12 protein-coding genes and 1 pseudogene are annotated in these 17,088 nt (G+C 71.1%); 5 read left to right on the top strand and 8 right to left on the bottom strand.

The window, feature by feature from the left end; all coding sequences use genetic code 11:
• Nucleotides 1-222 precede the first annotated feature (222 nt).
• Nucleotides 223-2,951, top strand: a pseudogene (locus tag OH768_RS09725) (FAD/NAD(P)-binding protein).
• A gap of 51 nt (nt 2,952-3,002) precedes the next feature.
• Here OH768_RS09725 and OH768_RS09720 read toward each other — a convergent pair.
• Genes OH768_RS09720 through OH768_RS09710 form a run of 3 tightly spaced genes read right to left on the bottom strand, consistent with a single transcriptional unit; the run spans nt 3,003 to nt 4,733 of the window.
• A complete protein-coding gene (locus tag OH768_RS09720) occupies nt 3,003-3,491 on the bottom strand; it encodes a sensor histidine kinase (RefSeq protein ID WP_406452069.1) in 489 nt (162 codons plus the stop codon).
• Nucleotides 3,488-4,285, bottom strand: a complete 798-nt coding sequence (locus OH768_RS09715; RefSeq protein WP_406452067.1) for an IclR family transcriptional regulator — start codon at nt 4,283-4,285, stop codon at nt 3,488-3,490. Before OH768_RS09715 ends, OH768_RS09720 begins: the two co-directional genes overlap by 4 nt.
• Before the next feature lie 22 nt (nt 4,286-4,307).
• Nucleotides 4,308-4,733: a MarR family winged helix-turn-helix transcriptional regulator gene (locus tag OH768_RS09710; protein ID WP_406452065.1), complete on the bottom strand. Its 426-nt coding sequence runs from the start codon at nt 4,731-4,733 to the stop codon at nt 4,308-4,310.
• A 238-nt stretch (nt 4,734-4,971) separates the two neighbouring features.
• Here OH768_RS09710 and OH768_RS09705 point away from each other — a divergent pair, with 238 nt between their 5' ends.
• From OH768_RS09705 to OH768_RS09690, 4 genes are read left to right on the top strand one after another with little or no spacing between them, the layout of a single operon-like run.
• Entirely contained in the window at nt 4,972-5,889 is a 918-nt protein-coding gene (locus tag OH768_RS09705) for an SDR family NAD(P)-dependent oxidoreductase (protein WP_406452063.1), read from the top strand.
• On the top strand, nt 5,889-6,758 hold the full coding sequence (locus tag OH768_RS09700; protein WP_406452061.1) for an amidohydrolase family protein: 870 nt from the start codon (nt 5,889-5,891) through the stop codon (nt 6,756-6,758). Before OH768_RS09705 ends, OH768_RS09700 begins: the two co-directional genes overlap by 1 nt.
• 10 nt (nt 6,759-6,768) lie before the next feature.
• A complete protein-coding gene (locus OH768_RS09695; RefSeq protein ID WP_406452059.1) occupies nt 6,769-8,271 on the top strand; it encodes an acyl-CoA synthetase in 1,503 nt (500 codons plus the stop codon).
• 45 nt (nt 8,272-8,316) lie between these two features.
• The gene (locus tag OH768_RS09690; protein WP_406452057.1) at nt 8,317-8,772 is read left to right on the top strand and encodes a MaoC family dehydratase; all 456 of its coding nucleotides are present in this window, start codon (nt 8,317-8,319) and stop codon (nt 8,770-8,772) included.
• Between the two features lie 22 nt (nt 8,773-8,794).
• Here OH768_RS09690 and OH768_RS09685 read toward each other — a convergent pair whose 3' ends face one another.
• The 5 genes from OH768_RS09685 to OH768_RS09665 form a co-directional block, all read right to left on the bottom strand.
• Nucleotides 8,795-9,637 (bottom strand): hypothetical protein, encoded by an 843-nt coding sequence (locus OH768_RS09685; protein WP_406452055.1) that lies wholly within the window; start codon nt 9,635-9,637, stop codon nt 8,795-8,797.
• Entirely contained in the window at nt 9,637-11,310 is a 1,674-nt protein-coding gene (locus OH768_RS09680; RefSeq protein ID WP_406452053.1) for a PHP domain-containing protein, read from the bottom strand. The genes OH768_RS09685 and OH768_RS09680 overlap by 1 nt, the downstream gene beginning before the upstream one ends.
• Before the next feature lie 26 nt (nt 11,311-11,336).
• Nucleotides 11,337-13,184, bottom strand: coding sequence for a LamG-like jellyroll fold domain-containing protein (locus tag OH768_RS09675; RefSeq protein ID WP_406452051.1), 1,848 nt, complete (start codon nt 13,182-13,184; stop codon nt 11,337-11,339).
• Between the two features lie 69 nt (nt 13,185-13,253).
• The gene (locus OH768_RS09670) at nt 13,254-16,214 is read right to left on the bottom strand and encodes a glycoside hydrolase family 2 TIM barrel-domain containing protein (protein WP_406452049.1); all 2,961 of its coding nucleotides are present in this window, start codon (nt 16,212-16,214) and stop codon (nt 13,254-13,256) included.
• Nucleotides 16,214-17,077, bottom strand: a complete 864-nt coding sequence (locus tag OH768_RS09665; protein WP_406452047.1) for a carbohydrate ABC transporter permease — start codon at nt 17,075-17,077, stop codon at nt 16,214-16,216. Before OH768_RS09665 ends, OH768_RS09670 begins: the two co-directional genes overlap by 1 nt.
• Nucleotides 17,078-17,088 lie beyond the last annotated feature (11 nt).

Here is a 17,088-nt window from a genome sequence, read left to right as displayed (position 1 = left end):
TCACCAGTGCCGTTGCATCCTGCGTCACTTCCATGGGTTGAATCTTTGAATCCCAGGGCCCCAACCTGAGATTCCTGTGAAGAGAACCTGAAAGAAGGCCTGAAACCACGGTTGTCGGACGCTCCACGAGTGTGAACAGAGTATGAACGCGCCGACCGGTGCCCTGAGTATCCGGTGAGATCCCCGTCCCGCCATGGCTTCCCCACCTGTCCGGTCGGAATAGTGAGGAAGGAACTGAAGGCGGAGTTCCGCTTCGGCGGCTCCGCGGCAGACCACGCCGGAGGTATGCGTGACCGAAGTCCGCAAGCGGCCCACCACGGCGATCGTCGGGGCGGGCGCGGCAGGCACCCTGACCGCCGTCCAGCTGTGCGAGAGCGCCACGCGCCGCCGGAGCCCGCTCGGCCTGGTGCTGGTCGACCCGGCCCCGGAGGCCGGCCGCGGCACCGCGTACGCGACACCCGACCCGCGCCACCGCCTCAACGTCCCCGCGGGCGGCATGAGTTGCTACCCCGACGACCCCGGCCACTTCACCCGCTGGCTCTGCCGCCACGGCGAACCCACCGTCGGCGGAACCGACTTCGCCACCCGGTACCGCTACGGCGCCTACCTCGCCGACACCCTCGCCCAGGCCGTCGTCCGCTCCCACGGCACGGTCTCCGTACGCAGGCTGCGCACCCGCGCGGAGAGCTGTACCGGCACCCCCACAGGCCCGGTGGAACTCCACCTCGCCGACGGGGGACTCCTCACCGCCGACAGCGCCGTCCTCGCCACCGGCCCCGCCGCCCCCACGGCCGCCTGGGCCCCGCCCGCGCTGCGCTCCTCGCCCCGCTTCGTCGACTCGCCCTGGACACCAGGTGCGTTGGACGCCGTGCGCGAGGACACCGCCGACATCCTCCTCGTCGGCACCGGCCTCACCGCGGTGGACCTCGCCCTCACCCTCGACCGCCCCGAACGCACCGTGCACGCCGCCTCCCGCAGCGGACTCCTGCCGCAGCCGCACGCGTTGGGACCGGCAGGCCCGATGGAAGCACCGAGCTGGCCGCGCGACCTGACCCTGAGCGGACTGCGCCGCACCGTCTACCGGCACGTCGGCCGCTCCGTGCGCACCCACGGCGACTGGCGGCCCGCCCTCGACAGCCTCCGCCCGCACACCGCGCGCCTCTGGCACAGCCTCACCCCCGCAGAACGCGGGGAGTTCCTCGCCCACGAGAGCGCGATCTGGAACACCCACCGGCACCGCATGGCCCCCGCCACCGCCGAATCGGTCACCCGGGCCCGCACCGCACGACGCCTCCAGGTGCACACCGGCACGATCACCGAAGTCGTCGAGAACGGCGGGCGGTTGACAGTCACACTCTCCAACGGCCGGACACTGCACGTCGGTTGGGCCATCGACTGCACCGGCCCGGGGCAACGGCTCGAAGACCCGCTGTGGCGCCGCCTGTTCGCGACGGGAATGGCGGTGCCAGGCCCGCTCGGCATGGGCGTCGCCACCCGCGACGGACGCCTCCTCGACGCCCAGGGCCGTTGCGCACGCCCCCTGTTCACCCTCGGCGCCCCACGGCGCGGCGAACTCTGGGAGACCACCGCGATCCCCGAGATCCGCGTCCAGGCCGCCGCCCTGGCCCGGCGACTGCTCGCACCCCCGGCCCGCCGCACCGCCCGCCGCAGGCCCGTCGACGGACTCGGACTCCCGCTCTCCACCCACGCCGAGGCCGCCACCGCATACCGCAGCGGACTCGACCGGGTCCTCAAAGTGCGCGCCGGGGCCGAGGACGCCTTCGCCCGCGCGGTCGCCCTGGACCCCGGATTCGCCCTGGGCCACGCGGCGTTGGCCCTCCTGGGCCACGAGTGCGGGGCCGCCGTCGACGTACCCCGCGCCCTCGCCGACGCCCAGCGCTGCGCCCAGGAGCGGGCCGACGAGCGGGAGCGGTCCTTCGTGGACGTGATCACGCGACGGGTCCAGTCCACCGACGGGGACCGAGCGTTGATACGGCACCTCGACGCCCACCCCGCCGACGCGCTCGCCCTCGCCGCCGCCGTACCCACCATCGCCTTCTCCGGGGCCACCGACCTGGACGACGACTACGCGCTCCGCCTGGTCGAGCGCACGTCCCCCGCCTACGACGGGCACTGGTTCCACACCTCGCTGCTCGCGTTCCTGCGCCAGGAGCAGGGCCGGCTGCACGAGGCGGGCGAACTCGCCCACCGGGCATCGGGAGTCGAACCCGCCTCCGGTCACGCCGTGCACGCGCCGGCCCACGTCCACTACGAGTCCGGCGCCCACGAGGCGGGCCGGGACTGGCTCGACGGCTGGGTGTCCGGACAGGGCCGGGGCGCGGTCCACCGGGCCCACTTCTCCTGGCACATCGCCCTGCACGAACTCGCGCTGGACGACCCGGCCGCCGTCCGCAGGCGCTGGTTCGCCCAGCTGGCGCCCGGCCGGGTGACCGGGGTGCGCGCGCTGGTCGACTCGGGGTCGCTGCTGTGGCGGGCCCGGCTCAGCGGCAACTGGCAGGGGGAGCTGCCGACTTCGGACGTACTGGACTCCGTGGCCTGCGAGGTCCTGGAGCGGCCCGCGACCGCGTTCACCGCGCTGCACGCGGCGGTGGCCCTCGCCGCCGCCGGTGACCTCCCGGCGCTGCGCCGCCTGCGCGACCACGCGGCGGGGGCCGACCCGGTGCAGCGCGAGGTCATCGCCCCGCTCTGCGAGGCCTTCGCCGCCCTCGTCGAACACCGCTTCCACGACGCGGCCCACGGCCTCGACGCACTGCTTCCGGTCCTGCGCAAGGTGGGCGGCAGCGCGGCCCAACGCGAGGTCGTCGAGGAGACGTTGCTGTACGCGCTCGTATCCGCGGGGCGGTGCGACGGCACGGCGACTGCTGGACGCCCGACTCGACCGGAAGGCGGCGCCTCGGGACCGGCGGATGCTGGCGGGGTTGGCCGGGTGAGACGGGCGGGACGGGCGGGACGGGCAGGACGGGTGAAGCGATGGCCGGCATTCAGTCCTGAGTCGGCTCCCCGTCCGGCCCGTCCCCTTCCGCCGCCGGGAGCGCGAGCGTCGCCTCCAGGCCGGAGCCGGGGGAGCGGGTGCGGGCGCCGTGGGTGAAGCGTTCCGTCATGGCGTGCCGCTGATCGGCGGGGATGCCCGGACCGTCGTCGCCGACGCCGATCCGGACCGTGCCGGCGTCCCGGGTGAACCGGACCTCGACGTCACCGCCGGGGCGGCCGTGCAGGGCCGCGTTGTCGAGGAGGTTGTCGACGGCCAGGCGCAGACCCACCGGCCAGCCGTCCACCTGGACGGGCGTGCGGGTGTCGGCCGTCAACCGGTAGGTCGTGGTGGGATGGCGGCGGGCCGCCTGGGCGACGGCGGTGTCGAGGAGTTCGCCCACGACGACCCGGGTGCGTCCGGGCAGCGCGTGGGCGTCGCCACGGGCGAGCGTCTGCAGCCCGGTGAGCAGGGCGGTGATACGGCGGTGCTCCGAGCTCATCGCCGCCAGGGCCCGGGCTTGCTGGTCGGCTCCGGCCGCCACCCCAGCGCCCGCGAGATCCCGCGCGCCGCGAGCCGTACCGCCGGGATCAACGCCGGTACCTGGGCGTCGACCTGGGGCACGACGACCGATACGGCCGCCACCACCGCACCGCCCGGCCCGCGCACCGGAGCGGCCACCGACAGCGCGTCGTCCGTGACCTGACGGTCGCTCACCGCCACGCCGGCGCGCCGCACTTCGGCCAGTACCCTCCGCAGCCGTACCGGACCGGTGATCGTGTACGGCGTGAAGGACGCCAACGGGCCCGCGCAGTAGGCCTCTTGGAGATCCGGTTCGTCGTGGGCCAGCAACGCGAGGCCGACGCCGGTGGCGTGCAGCGGCCAGCGGGCGCCCACCCGGATGTGCACGCCGACCGCCGAACGGCCCGAGATCCACTCGGTGTAGACGACCTCCGTGCCGTCCCGCACCGCCAACTGCACGTTCTCGTGCGTCGATTCGTAGAGGTCCTCCAGGTAGGGCAGGGCCAGTTGACGCAGGGCGAGGCCGCGGGGCGCGAGCGCCGCGATCTCCCACAGCCGCAGTCCCACGTGGTAGACGCCGGACGCGTCCCGCTCCAGCGCGCCCCACTCGGTGAGGGCGCCCGCGAGCCGGTGCGCGGTGGTCAGGGTGAGTCCGGCCCGGCGGCCGATGTCGGACAGCGACAGGGCCGTGTGCTCGTGGTCGAAGGCGGCGAGCACGGCGAGCAGCCGGTCGGGAGCGGAGCGGGCGGTCGTCTCCGGCCGGGTGGTGGTCATCGCCGTACCTCCTTGTCCGGCGTCAGGCGAGTCCGTCCTCGGCGACCTGCTGCAACAACGTGTGCAGGGTCTCCCGCTGGGTCGCGTCCAGCGGGTCGAGCAGTTCGTTCGTCACCCGCAGGCCGGCCTCGTCCGTGTCGCGCAGGAAGCCGCGGCCGTTCTCCGTCAGGACCACGATGCGGCTTCGCCGGTCGTCGGGGGAAGGGCGCCGCTCGGCGAATCCCAGCTTCTCCAGGTCGTCGACCAGGCCGACGATCGCGCTCGGGTCGTAGCCCAGCCGCGTGCTCAGCTCGCGCTGGAGGGCGCCCTCGGACGTGGCCAGGAAGCGGAGCAGCGCGTAGTGGCGCAGGCGCAGGCCCGACTCCTGGAGGAACGTGTTGAAGAGCTGGCCGGAGCGCAGGCCCAGCCGGTACAGGAGGTAACCGGTGTCCGCGTGCAGCCCGCGCATCCACGGCTCGTGCGCGTCGATCGGGGGGTTCGCGGCGTGCTGCTGGCGGGCGATGGCGGGCTCCCTGGGTCGAGGCCCCGGGGTGGGGCGTGCGGTGGTTCGGGGTCAGTGTGACGCACCTGGTCCGTCGGCAACAACTATTGACGTCAACAATTATTGCTCTTAGCTTCGATCTCGAAGCCGCACCGGTGCGCCTGTAGCCGCATCGCGGTGCATCGCCTTGTGAAGGGATCCGCTCGTGCCCAGCATCGATCTGACCGGCAAGGTCGCCGTCGTCACCGGCAGCGGCCGGGGCCTCGGTCTCGCCTACGCGCACGCCCTGGCCGCCCACGGCGCGTCCGTGGTCGTCAACGACATCGACGAGGCGGTGGCCGACCAGGCCGTGAAGTCGATCGCCGAGGCGGGCGGCACCGCCGTCGCCGAGGTGGTCCCGGTCGGTACGACCGAGGCCGCCGAACGGCTGGTGAACCGTGCCGTCGAGGAGTTCGGGCGGCTCGACGTCCTGGTCACCAACGCGGGCATCCTGCGCGACAAGGTGCTGTGGAAGATGACCGACGAGGACTTCGACGCGGTGATCACCACCCACCTCAAGGGCACCTTCACCTGCGCCCGCGCCGCCGCCGTACGGATGCGCGAACAGGGCGAGGGCGGCAGCCTGATCCTGGTCGGCTCGCCGGCCGGCCAGCGCGGCAACTTCGGCCAGACGAACTACTCGGCCGCCAAGGCCGGCATCGCCGCCTTCGCCCGCACCTGGTCGATGGAGCTCGGCCGCGCCGGCATCACCGTCAACGCGATCGTGCCGGTCGCCGCGACCGCGATGACCGAGACGATCCCCGCGTTCGCCCCGTACATCGAGGCCATGAAGAACGGCGAGGCGCTGCCCGACTTCCTCCGCAAGGGCGAGGGCTTCGGCACCCCCGAGGACTGCGCCGCCCTCGTCCCCTTCCTCGCCTCCGGGGCCGCGCGCTCCATCACCGGCCAGGCCATCGGCATCGGCGGCGACAAGGTGGCACTCTGGTCCCACCCGCAGGAGATCAGCACGGCCTACGCCGACGGCGGCTGGACCCCCGACACCCTGGCCGTCGCCTTCCCCACCTCGGTCGGCGCCGAACTCCAGTCGGTCGGCATCCCTGCACCGAAGCTGCCGGAGGCGTGATGGACCTGAGCGAACTCGTCGCCATCGACGTCCACACCCACGCGGAGGTGTCCTCCAAGGGCCACTCCTCCCTGGACGACGACCTCCACGACGCCTCCTCCGCCTACTTCAAGGTCGAGGGCAAGCGGAAGCCGACCCTGGAGGAGACCGCCGCGTACTACCGCGAGCGGAAGATGGCCGCCGTGATCTTCACGGTCGACGCCGAGTCCGCGACCGGCACCGAGCCCGTCCCGAACGAGGAGGTCGCCGAGGCCGCCGCCGCCAACGCCGACGTCCTCATCCCCTTCGCGTCCATCGACCCGTTCCGGGGCCGGGCGGGCGTGAAGCGGGCCCGGCGGCTGGTCGAGGAGTACGGCGTCAAGGGCTTCAAGTTCCACCCCAACATCCAGGGCTTCTTCCCCAACGACCGGTCCGTGGCCTACGACCTGTACGAGGTCATCGAGGAGACGGGCGCCATCGCCCTCTTCCACACCGGCCAGACGGGCATCGGCGCGGGGGTACCGGGAGGCGGCGGCATCCGCCTCAAGTACTCCAACCCCCTCCACGTCGACGACGTCGCCGCCGACTTCCCCCACCTCAAGATCATCCTGGCGCACCCGTCCTTCCCCTGGCAGGACGAGGCACTCGCCGTCGCCACCCACAAGCCGGGCGTCCACATCGACCTCTCCGGCTGGTCACCGAAGTACTTCCCGCCGCAGCTCGTGCAGTACGCGAACACCCTGCTCAAGGACAAGGTCCTCTTCGGTTCCGACTACCCCGTCCTCACCCCGGACCGCTGGCTCGCCGACTTCGAGAAGCTGCCCATCAAGGACGAGGTCAGACCGAAGATCCTCAAGGACAACGCCGCCCGCCTGCTCGGGCTGACGTAAGGGGCACCGGATGCGCAACGAGGGACTGGGGTCATGGCCCGCACGCCGGGCCCGCAAGACCCCGCACCGCACAGCCCTGATCCACGGCAGTTCGCCGACGGACTACGGCACATTGCATACACGAACCACCCGCCTCGCCCACGCCCTGCGCACCCGGGGCGTCCGCCGCGGCGACCGCATCGCCTACCTCGGCCCCAACCACCCCTCCTACCTGGAGACCCTGTTCGCGGCCGGCACCCTCGGCGCGGTCTTCGTCCCCCTCAACACCCGCCTCACCGCCCCCGAGATCGCCTACCAACTCGCCGACTCCGGCGCCAGGATCCTCGTCTACGGTCCGACGCACACCGCCCTCGTCGCCGGACTGCCGGGCAGCACCGACGTACGCATCTATGTCGAAGTCGGCCCCGAATACGAGGAGTTGCTCGAAGCGGCGTCCGCCGAGCCCATCGACGAGCCCGTCACCGCCGACGACACCTGCATCATCATGTACACCTCGGGCACGACCGGCCGCCCCAAGGGCGCCATGCTCACCCACGGCAACCTGACCTGGAACGCGCTCAACGTCCTCGTCGACACCGACCTGATCGCCGACGAACGCGCCCTGGTCTCCGCCCCGCTGTTCCACACGGCCGGCCTCAACATGCTCACCCTGCCGGTGCTGCTCAAGGGCGGCACCTGCGTCCTGGTCGAGTCCTTCGACCCGGACGCCACCTTCGACCTGGTCGAACGGCACCGGATCACCTTCATGTTCGGCGTGCCGACGATGTTCGACCAGATCGCCCGGCATCCCCGCTGGGCCGACGCCGACCTGTCCTCGCTGCGCATCCTCACCTGCGGCGGCTCCCCGGTCCCGTCCCCGCTCATCGCCGCGTACCAGGAGCGGGGCCTGACCTTCCTCCAGGGCTACGGCATGACGGAGGCCGCGCCCGGAACCCTGTTCCTGGACGCCGAACACGCGGTGAGCAAGGCGGGTTCGGCGGGCGTGCCGCACTTCTTCAGCGACGTACGGGTCGTACGGCCGGACCTCACCCCCACCGACGTCGGCGAGACCGGCGAGGTCGTGGTGCGCGGACCCCATGTCATGCCCGGCTACTGGGGGCTGCCCGAGGAGACGGCCGCGGTCTTCGCCGACGGCTGGTTCCGCAGCGGGGACGCGGCCCGGACCGACGACGACGGTTACGTGTACATCGTCGACCGTATGAAGGACATGATCATCTCCGGTGGGGAGAACATCTACCCCGCCGAGATCGAGGACCTGCTCCTGGCCCACCCGGCCGTCGTCGAGTGCGCGGTGATCGGGGTCGCGGACGACAAGTGGGGCGAGGTGCCGCGGGCGGTCGTCGTACCGCGCGAAGGCGCCTCGCTCGACCCCGACGAGGTACTGGCCTCGCTGGCCGGCCGCCTGGCCAAGTACAAGATCCCCAAGTCGGTGGTGGTCGCGGACGAACTCCCGCGCACCGCCTCGGGGAAGCTCCTCAAGTCCCGGGTGCGCAAGCGCTTCGGCGACCAGTAGACAGCCCACGGGCAACCGGTAACTCCCTCAAGGAACAGGCTACTTATGAGCATCACCGTCAACGGCCTCGACGAACTCAAGAAGCTCGCGGGCAGCGACCTGGGCACCAGTGAATGGATCGAGGTCACCCAGGAACGCATCGACACCTTCGCCGACGCGACCGGCGACCACCAGTGGATCCACGTCGACCCGGAGAAGGCCGCGGCCGGCCCCTTCGGCGCGCCCATCGCGCACGGCTATCTGACCCTCTCCCTCTTCATCCCGCTCTTCACCGAGCTGCTGGACGTCGAGGGCGTGTCCACGAAGGTCAACTACGGCCTGAACAAGGTGCGTTTCCCCGCACCGGTCAAGGTCGGTTCGCGGATCCGGCTCGCCGCGAGGCTCGCGTCGGTGGAGGACGTGCCGGGCGGGGTGCAGATCGCCGTCGACGGGACGATCGAGATCGACGGCGGGCCGAAGCCCGCCGCCGTCCTGCAGAGCCTCTCGCGGTTCTACGCCTGAGGGACCCGCACCGCTCCTGCCGCTACTGCTGCTTGTACGAGTAGACGCTGGTCGACACCACGCACACGCCGGGCTGGACGACCTCGGCGCGCAACGTCCCGCTGTTCACGTCGTAGTCGACGCCCTCGGCCTCGAACGTGCCCGTGCAGATGCTGCGTTGGGGCAGCGCGAACAGGCTCGTGACCGTGCCGGTGATCGGCTGGCCGTCCAGCTTGTGCGGCAGGTCGACCTGGAGGAGCGGGCGGATCTCGGGGAACTTGGTCCCCGACGCGTCGTCCGAGACGCACACCAGCCGGGTGTCCGTCACGAAGTCGCAGCCCTGGATGTCGTTCACCGTCCTGTCCAGGGTGATCTGTCCGGCCTGCGGCAGCGTTCCGCCCGTCGCCGGAGTGGACGGGTTGAGCAGGGGAGTGGGGAAGACCTGGAGTCTGGACTGGTCGCCCCACTCGCCCGACACCATCCACTGCGTGTCCGGCGAGATGGCGTCGAACGAGTTGTTGATCTTCTCGCCCGAGTCGAGCGGGTGGACGTACGTGTAGCGCGTCCCGGACGGCGTGGTGACCGCGAACATCTTGGACGTGCCCGTGTCGGCGGCCTGGTAGGCGTCGAAGACGTAGCCGTTCGCGATGTCCGGGTCACCGATGTGGTTCCAGCCCTGGGCACGCAGATCCAGCGGGATGGACGCGAGCCCGCGGTACAGCAGCGAGCCGTCCGCACGGGACGCGACGCCCTCTCCGCCGCCGAGGCTGTCGGTGTAGGCCGTGCCGGTCTCCGCCCAGGTGGTGGCAGCGGCGGCCGAGGAGGTGCTCGCGCCGAGCGTGAGAGCAACCAATAAGGCGGCGAGGACAGTGAGTTGACGGTTCATCAGTTACCTGCCAGGTCGACGAAGATGGGGTTCGAATAGAACCATGTGTCGGCCCACGGGTCACCGTTTCCGGGCTCGTGAGGGATCGGGCCGTGCGGGTCGATGGCGGCACCGAGGTAGCCCGCGCCGTGCCGCTCGCCGTCGCTGCCGCGCAGCCGCAGGTAGAAGGACTCGTCCCCGGCGGCCACCCGGATGCGCAGCGTGTACGTCCCCTTGCGGCCGTTCACGTCGGCCGTACGGACCACTTTCGTGTCCGGCGCCCGCCACGCGTCCCGGTCGGACACCACACCGCGCACCGCACCCCGGATCACGTCCACGTGCGCCAACTCCGGCAGGATTCCCTGGGCGTTGGGCCGCGAGGCGGTCGTCACGGTGACGCTCAGCGTGAGCCTGTCGCCCTTGCGGACCCGCAGCCGGCCGCCCAGCGTGACGCCCTGGCCGGGGTCGCAGTCCCGCTTCAGACGCACCTCCAGCCCGTCCAGCAGGTGCCCGTGGTCGACCCAGACCCGGCCCGCGCGCATCCCCGCCATCACCGCGCCGTAGCCGTAGCGGGTCACGCCGACATGCGTGCGGCTGAACTCGCCGGGCCAGAAGTCGCTGCCGGGCTGCGGGGTGCCGGTCTGCACCGGGTCGGGCAGCTTCCCGGTGTTGTCGAAGTTCTGCCCCTCGGGCCAGGCGCCGTTGGCCCAAGTGTCGTAGACCGTACGGTGGTTGTCGGAGTTCGTGGTGATCGAGAACAGCCGGCCCTCGGCCAGCAACGAGTCCCACAGCCCGCCGACGGTCGCCGTCGCCCAGTCGAAACCGCCGTACGTCACATACGCGTCCGCCGGATAGCCCGACCAGGACTGCGCCGACGGCTTGTTCTCGTACTCGCCGCGGATCGAGGTCGCACCCCGCCGGCCGGGGAGGGCCGCGCCCTGGGCACCGGGCGCGCCCTCCATGCCGATCATGATCTCGGGGGCCGCGTCCCGCCAGGCCCGCATCTCGTGCGGGGAGTCGATGCCGAGGCGCAGCGGGTGGTTGGCGAGGACGAGGACGTCGTCGACGTAGCCCGAACGGCGCTGCTCCGCCAGCCACTTGATGGCCTTGACGGCGTGGGCCTCGTTGCGCGTGGTGTCCGTCGCCCCGGCCGAGCCCTCCGTGTAGCCCAACAGCTTGCCGTCGTAGGCGAGTTCGAACTGCGTGAGCAGATCCACCTCGTGGCGGCCGGGCGCGGCGAACACCGTGCAGTGCTCGGCGGCCGGGATGTACCACTCCAGGCCCTGGAAGATCAGCTGACGCGGGTTCTCGGCACGCGCCTTGAGGATCTCCGCGTGCTCCGACTCGGCGCCGTAGTTGGCGTGTCCGAAGTTGGAGTGCTCGTTGAACACCATCCAGTCGAGGCCGTACTGCGCGGCGGCCTTCGCCTGCTGGGAGAACGTGTACTTCGCGTCGTGGCTGTACACCGAGTGCACATGGTGGTCGCCGACGAGGTAGGCGAGGCGCGGGTCGTTGCCGCCGTAGCCCCGCCCGGCCGCCACCGCGGGCGCGGCGAGCGGCCCCGCGCCGAGGGTGAACGCGGCGCCGAACAGGCCCGCGCGGCTCAGGAGTTGGCGTCGGGAGACGCCCTGTGCGTCGAGGGCGGCGGGGGAGACGGACGGGTCGGCCCAGGTGGGCAGCTGCTGCTCGGTCATGATCTTCGGGAGTCCTCTGGAGGCTGTCAGTGGGTCATGAAGGAGGTCACGGGCAGCGCCCGGGAGACGATCCGGACGTCGCCGAGGCGGCCGTGCAGAATCTGGTCGATCTTGTCCGCGTACTCGTAGCCGCCGAGCAGCCACGGCTGACCGGAGGAGGCTATGCCGATCGCGGGGGCGTGCGGGTTGCGGGCCACCGGGCAGCCCTGCACGTACATCGTGGTGTGCCGTCCGTCGTTGACGACCGCGAGGTGCCACCAGATCTCGGGGTCGGTCTCGTCACCCCAGTTGGTGGCCAACTGCTGCTGGTTCAGCGGGTGCACCGCCCACTGCGGACCCGGCCCGTCGGACAGCGACAGGGTGGCGAGCGGCTCGTCGGGGTCGTCCGTCACGGTGCCGACGGAACCGTTGCGGCCCGTGCGGCTGACCAGACCGGCCCAGGCGTTGTGCGAGGCGTCCCAGTCGGCGGGCAGCCAGTAGAACGCCTCGATGGTGTAACCGTCCTTGAACGTAGCCGAGTTGAGCGGCGCACCGTCGACGGTCCGCAGGTACGCGCCCTTCAGCGGGGACTTGTATCCCGTGAACTCCAGGCTGCCGTGGCCCGGTTGGTCGGGGTGGTGGTCGGCCGACCAGCCGAGGGCGCCGCCGTTCACGGAGACCACGGTGAGGTCGTTGCCGCGGCCGGACAGGTCACGGACGGTGCCGGAGACCGGGGACTCGAAGCGCCAGTAGGCGGCCGTGCCCGGGATCAGCATCCTGGACGCGGGGCGCGCCGCGCGGACCGGCACCGGGTCGAAGCCCGCGAAGCGGTCCGCGAAGTCGATGCCGACGGAGAACCGGTCGGCGTCGCCGCTGAGTTCGATCTCCTGCCGCTCCAGCTCGTTGAGGCCCTTCGCGGCCCGGCCCAGGATCCACGGCGACACCGTCTCCACGTCGATGACGTCGCGGTCCAGGTCGAAGTGGTAGAGGCGGATCATCGCCGCGCCGCCGAAGTAGCGGTTCTGATAGTTCGTCAGATGCAGGTGGACATCGTTGCCGGCCGCGTTCTTGCGCGTCGCCCGGCGGGCCGGCCAGTAGTGGCCGTTCAGGGTCAGGAAGATCTGGTCGTGGTCCGCTATGAGCTGGTCCCACAGCTGCTGCCCGTAGTCCGACAACGTGTCGTCGTCCACGACCAGTTCGTGCGTGGTGAGAATGACCGGCGTCCTCGGGTGCCGCGCGATGACGTCCTTCGCCCACGCGTAGCCCTTCGCCGACAGCCGCCAGTCCAGCGCCAGCACGAGCCACTCCCGCCCGGCCGCCCTGAACACGTGGCACGTGTTGTAGCCGTCCGAAGAGGCCCCGCCGAACGTGGACTTGTTCTCGAACCGCCGCGGGCCGAACGCGTCCAGGTAGGGCGACGCCCCGCGCTGGTCGTCCGTCGACGACTTGATGTCGTGGTTGCCCGCCAGCACGCTGTAGCCGACGCCCCGCCGGTCCAGCAGCTTGAACGCCTCCCCGATGGCGGCGAATTCGGGCACGGCCCCGTTCTGCGTCAGGTCGCCCAGATGGGACAGGAAGACGATGTTGTCGTCCTTGCCGTGCTCCAGGAGATAGCGCAGCGAGGCCTCGATCGGCGCCTTGTCGATGCTCGGCCCGTCGAAGAGGTACTGGGTGTCCGGCATCACGGCGAGCGTGAAGCGGCGGCTCTCGGTATCGGGCCGCCAACTCGCCTTCGTGGACGCCGAGTTCGGGGCCGCCTCGGCGACGCCCGGCAGCGCGACACCGGCCGTGGCGGCGGCACCGAGCAGCGCGGTGGCCCGCAGGAAGTTGCGCCGCCCGGCACCGGCCTGGGCGCTCTCGCACTGCTCGTGCTCGTGGTCATGGGAAGTGCACACGTGTGCTCCGTGGGTAAGTGCTCGTGAAACCTGGGGAGTTCAAAGCCGGGAAGTTCCGAACCGGTGGGTTCAGAGAACGCGCAGGGTCCAGCTCCAGCGATGGACGCCCGGTGCGACGAGGTACTGCGCTGTGGTGTCGGGGCCGCACGAGGCCGTGCCCAACCCCCGGTGCGCCGCGTCGAGTTGCACCACGCAGGACGCGCGCGGCACCAGCTCGTCGTGATGCCGTACGGCGGTCAGATCCTCGGCGCGGTGGCGGGTCACCGAGACCTGGCGGGGCTCGTCGAGGTCGACCGTGAGACCGGTGGCGTCCGGTGCCGACAGCGTGAACCGCCGCACCCCGCTGCGGCCACCGCTCTCCTGCGGGCGCAGATACGGGGTGAACAACTCGTCGACGGGGACCGAGTGGTGGCCCACGGGCGCGCCCGTGCTGCGGTCGGGGTACGACTCCCACGGACCCCGGCCGAACCACTCCAGCAGATCAAGACCCGCCACCGTCTCGAACACGGTGCCCACCCGGGCCACGTTGTCGAACTCCTCGGGCAGTTCGGCCGACTCCTCGACCCGGACCCCGCCCTCGACCGGGGTGAACACCTGACAGTGCCGGACCACCCCCGTGGCCCCCGCGTACTCGGCGACCGCGGTCACCCTCCCCCAGCCTTCGGCCGGGGGGACCCCCATCTCGCTTCGCTCGCCGTCCCGCCGCACCGAAACGATCTTGCGGACCAGCGAGTCCAGCCCCCAGGCCCGCCAGCGCGCCGCCATACCGCCCAACTCGTCGTTGTCGGTGGGCGCCCGCCACAGGGACAGCGTCGGCGCGACCGTCAGCAGCGGATGGATCAGGAGACCCTCGCCGTCGACCTCGATCCGACCACCGCCCGCCGCATGACCGGCCACGGGTTCCGCCGCCCGCAGCCGCACCTGGGGCGCGCACACCTCCGTGCCGCGCGGCGCCCACGCCTGGTCCCCGGCCGTGGTCACCCGCAGCGTCAGCCAGGCCTCGCCGCCGTCCTCCGGCAGTTCGAACGGCAGCGGTACGGCCGCCGTCTCGCCCGGACACAGGGCGGGCAGTTCGGCCGGAGCGGTCAGCGTACGGCCGTCCGCGAGCGCCAACTCCCAGGTCCCGGCGAGCCATTCGAGGCCCCGGAAGTGCTGGTGGTTGCCGAGGACGATGCCCTCGTGCCGGAAGCACTCGATGCGCACCGGCGCCGCGATCTCCCGGTGCTCGAACATCACCGGTTTGGGCGTGCGGTCGGGAAACACCACGCCGTCCGCGATGAACGCGCCGTCGTGGATCGCCTCGCCGAAGTCACCGCCGTACGCCCAGCGTTGACCGGGCGCGGCGACACCGTTGTCATACAGTCCGGCGCCCGCGCGGCCGGTGGGTCTTCCGTCGCTCACACGTTGCAGGATTCCGTGGTCCCAGAACTCCCAGATGAAGCCGCCCTGAAGACCCGGGGTTGACTCGATGGCAGCCCAGTGGTCCGCGAGGGTGCCGTTGCTGTTGCCCATCGCGTGCGAGTACTCGCACTGGATCAACGGCTTCGTCTGCTCGCCGGACAGGGCGTGCGCGACACACTCCTCCAGCGGCGCGTACATCGGGCACGCGATGTCGGAGGCCAGGTCCGGATCGGCCCAGCCGCGCTTGGCGGCCCCCTCGTACTGGATCGGTCTGGTGGGGTCGTGCCTGCGGACCCAGCCGGCCGCCGCGTCGTGATTGGCGCCGTAGTCGGACTCGTTGCCGAGCGACCAGACGATGACCGACGGGTGGTTCTTGTCCCGCAGCACCATCCGCGACACGCGGTCCACGAAGGCGTTCAGATAGCGCGGGTCGTCGGCGATCTCGTGCGCGTGGTCGTGCGACTCGATGTCCGCCTCGTCGACGACGTACAGCCCGAGCTCGTCGGCGAGGTCGTACAGCGCCGGGTCGTTCGGATAGTGCGAGGTGCGGACCGCGTTGAACCCGAACCGCTTCAGCAGCACCAGATCCGCGCGCATGTCGTCGTACGACACCGTCCGGCCGGTCAGCGGATGGAAGTCGTGCCGGTTGACGCCCCGGATGAACACCCGCTCTCCATTGACGAGCAGATCCCGCCCGACGATCTCCACGTCCCGGAAACCGATGCGCCGGTACGACGTGTCGGCGACCGTTCCGTCGGCCCGGTGCAGCCGGACCGTCAGGCCGTACAGCTCGGGCGTCTCGGCGTTCCAGGTGCGCACCTCCGGGACGGTGGCCCGGATACGGGCCTCGCCGAGGAAGTCGGAGACGCGGTCGTCCTCCGTGTTGAACCGGTCGAACTCCGCATCCTGGACCAGGAGTTGACCGTCCAGCTCGCCACTGACCCACCACCCGGCGGGCAGTGCGCCGCCCGCGTCCCGCACCTGGCAGTCGACCTGGAGCTCCCCGTCGTAGCGCGCCCGCACGGTCACGTCCGCGAGATACAGCGGGTCGGTCGCGTACAGCAGCACCGACCGGGTGACGCCCCCGTGCCACCACTGGTCCTGGTCCTCGATGTGCGAGGCGTCCGACCACTTGACCACGGTCAGCCGTACGGCGGCCCGCTCGCCGGGACGTACGACGCCCGACAGGTCGAAGTCGGCGGCGAGGTGGGAGTCCTTGGATACGCCGACGGGCCGCCCGTCCACGTGCACGAGCAGCACGCTCTCGGCGGCCCCGACCTGGAGCACGACGCGCCGTCCGGCCCACTCGGCCGGGACGTCGATCTCACGCTCGTAGACGCCCGTCGGATTGTCGGCGGGCGACAGTGGAGGGAATTCTGCATACGGCATACGGACGTTCGTGTACTGCGGAAGGTCGTCCGTATCCTGCATGGTCCATACGCCCGGCACGTATGCGGACGACCAGGCGTCCGCGAGCGGGGCGTCGGGCGCCGGCAGCAACTGGAAGCGCCAGTCGCCGTCGAGGGAGACCGCATCCCGTCGACGGTCGACGGCGGACATGGGCAACCGCCCCCAGGAGGTCACCTCGGGTGACTCCCAGGGGCGGAGCGCGAAGAGCGGGTCGGTCATCAGCGGATGGCTCCCTTGCCGAGGTCGCCGATGATCTGCTTGGCGCCGACCGCGAACACGATCAGCAGGGGGACGAGGGCCAGGAGCGCGCCGGTCATGACCATTCCGTAGTCGGTGGTGCCGTGGGTGCCGTTGAGCTGGGACAGCGCGACCTGGAGGGTGACGTTGTCGGGGTTGGTGAGGGCGATCAGGGGCCAGGCGTAGTCGTTCCACTGGCCCATGAAGGTGAAGATGCCGAGGAAGGCGAGGCCCGGGCGGACCACCGGGAGGGCCACGTGCCAGTACTGGCGCAGGAAGCTCGCGCCGTCGATGCGGGAGGCGTCGAGGAGTTCGTCGTGGATCGCGCTCTTCATGTACTGGCGCATCCAGAAGATGCCGAACGCGTTGGCCGCCGCCGGCACGATCAGCGCGGTCATCGAGCCGATCCAGCCGAGCTTCGCCATGATCACGAACTGCGGGATGGCCGCGAGCTGCGCCGGCACCATGAAGATGACCATCAGCAGCGCGAACAGCACGTTCTTGCCGGGGAAGTGGAACTTGGCGAAGACGAACGCGGCCAGCGAGTCGAAGAACAGGACCAGGAAGGTCACCGACCCCGCCACGAGTACCGAGTTGAACATCGAGCCGAAGAAGTCGATGTTGTCGAAGAGGCCGCGGACGTTCTCCAGGAAGTGCGAGCCCGGCAGCAGCTTCGGCGGGTAGGAGAAGATCTCCGACGAGGTGTGCGTCGACATGATCACGGCCCAGTAGAACGGGAAGGCCGAGAGCAACACGCCCAGGATCAGGGAGACATGGAGTGCGATGCCGCGGCTCCGGGTGCCCCGGATGGCCTTCGGTCGCCGTGTGCCTTGGAGGAATGCCATGGTGACCGAAC

This window comes from Streptomyces sp. NBC_01622, assembly GCF_045209635.1.
Lineage (GTDB): Bacteria > Actinomycetota > Actinomycetes > Streptomycetales > Streptomycetaceae > Streptomyces.
The sequence above is the reverse complement of the archived record's forward strand: the minus strand, read 5'-3'. Positions and strand labels throughout refer to the sequence as shown.

What these genes read in the sequence shown, in the direction of transcription:
- OH768_RS09680 (WP_406452053.1), bottom strand. Translation starts at nt 11,310, where the DNA reads ATGACCGAGCAGCAGCTGCCCACCTGGGCCGACCCGTCCGTCTCCCCC.
- OH768_RS09715 (WP_406452067.1), bottom strand. Translation starts at nt 4,285, where the DNA reads ATGACCACCACCCGGCCGGAGACGACCGCCCGCTCCGCTCCCGACCGG.
- OH768_RS09685 (WP_406452055.1), bottom strand. Translation starts at nt 9,637, where the DNA reads ATGAACCGTCAACTCACTGTCCTCGCCGCCTTATTGGTTGCTCTCACG.
- OH768_RS09720 (WP_406452069.1), bottom strand. Translation starts at nt 3,491, where the DNA reads ATGAGCTCGGAGCACCGCCGTATCACCGCCCTGCTCACCGGGCTGCAG.
- OH768_RS09700 (WP_406452061.1), top strand. Translation starts at nt 5,889, where the DNA reads ATGGACCTGAGCGAACTCGTCGCCATCGACGTCCACACCCACGCGGAG.
- OH768_RS09670 (WP_406452049.1), bottom strand. Translation starts at nt 16,214, where the DNA reads ATGACCGACCCGCTCTTCGCGCTCCGCCCCTGGGAGTCACCCGAGGTG.
- OH768_RS09695 (WP_406452059.1), top strand. Translation starts at nt 6,769, where the DNA reads ATGCGCAACGAGGGACTGGGGTCATGGCCCGCACGCCGGGCCCGCAAG.
- OH768_RS09690 (WP_406452057.1), top strand. Translation starts at nt 8,317, where the DNA reads ATGAGCATCACCGTCAACGGCCTCGACGAACTCAAGAAGCTCGCGGGC.
- OH768_RS09710 (WP_406452065.1), bottom strand. Translation starts at nt 4,733, where the DNA reads ATGCGCGGGCTGCACGCGGACACCGGTTACCTCCTGTACCGGCTGGGC.
- OH768_RS09665 (WP_406452047.1), bottom strand. Translation starts at nt 17,077, where the DNA reads ATGGCATTCCTCCAAGGCACACGGCGACCGAAGGCCATCCGGGGCACC.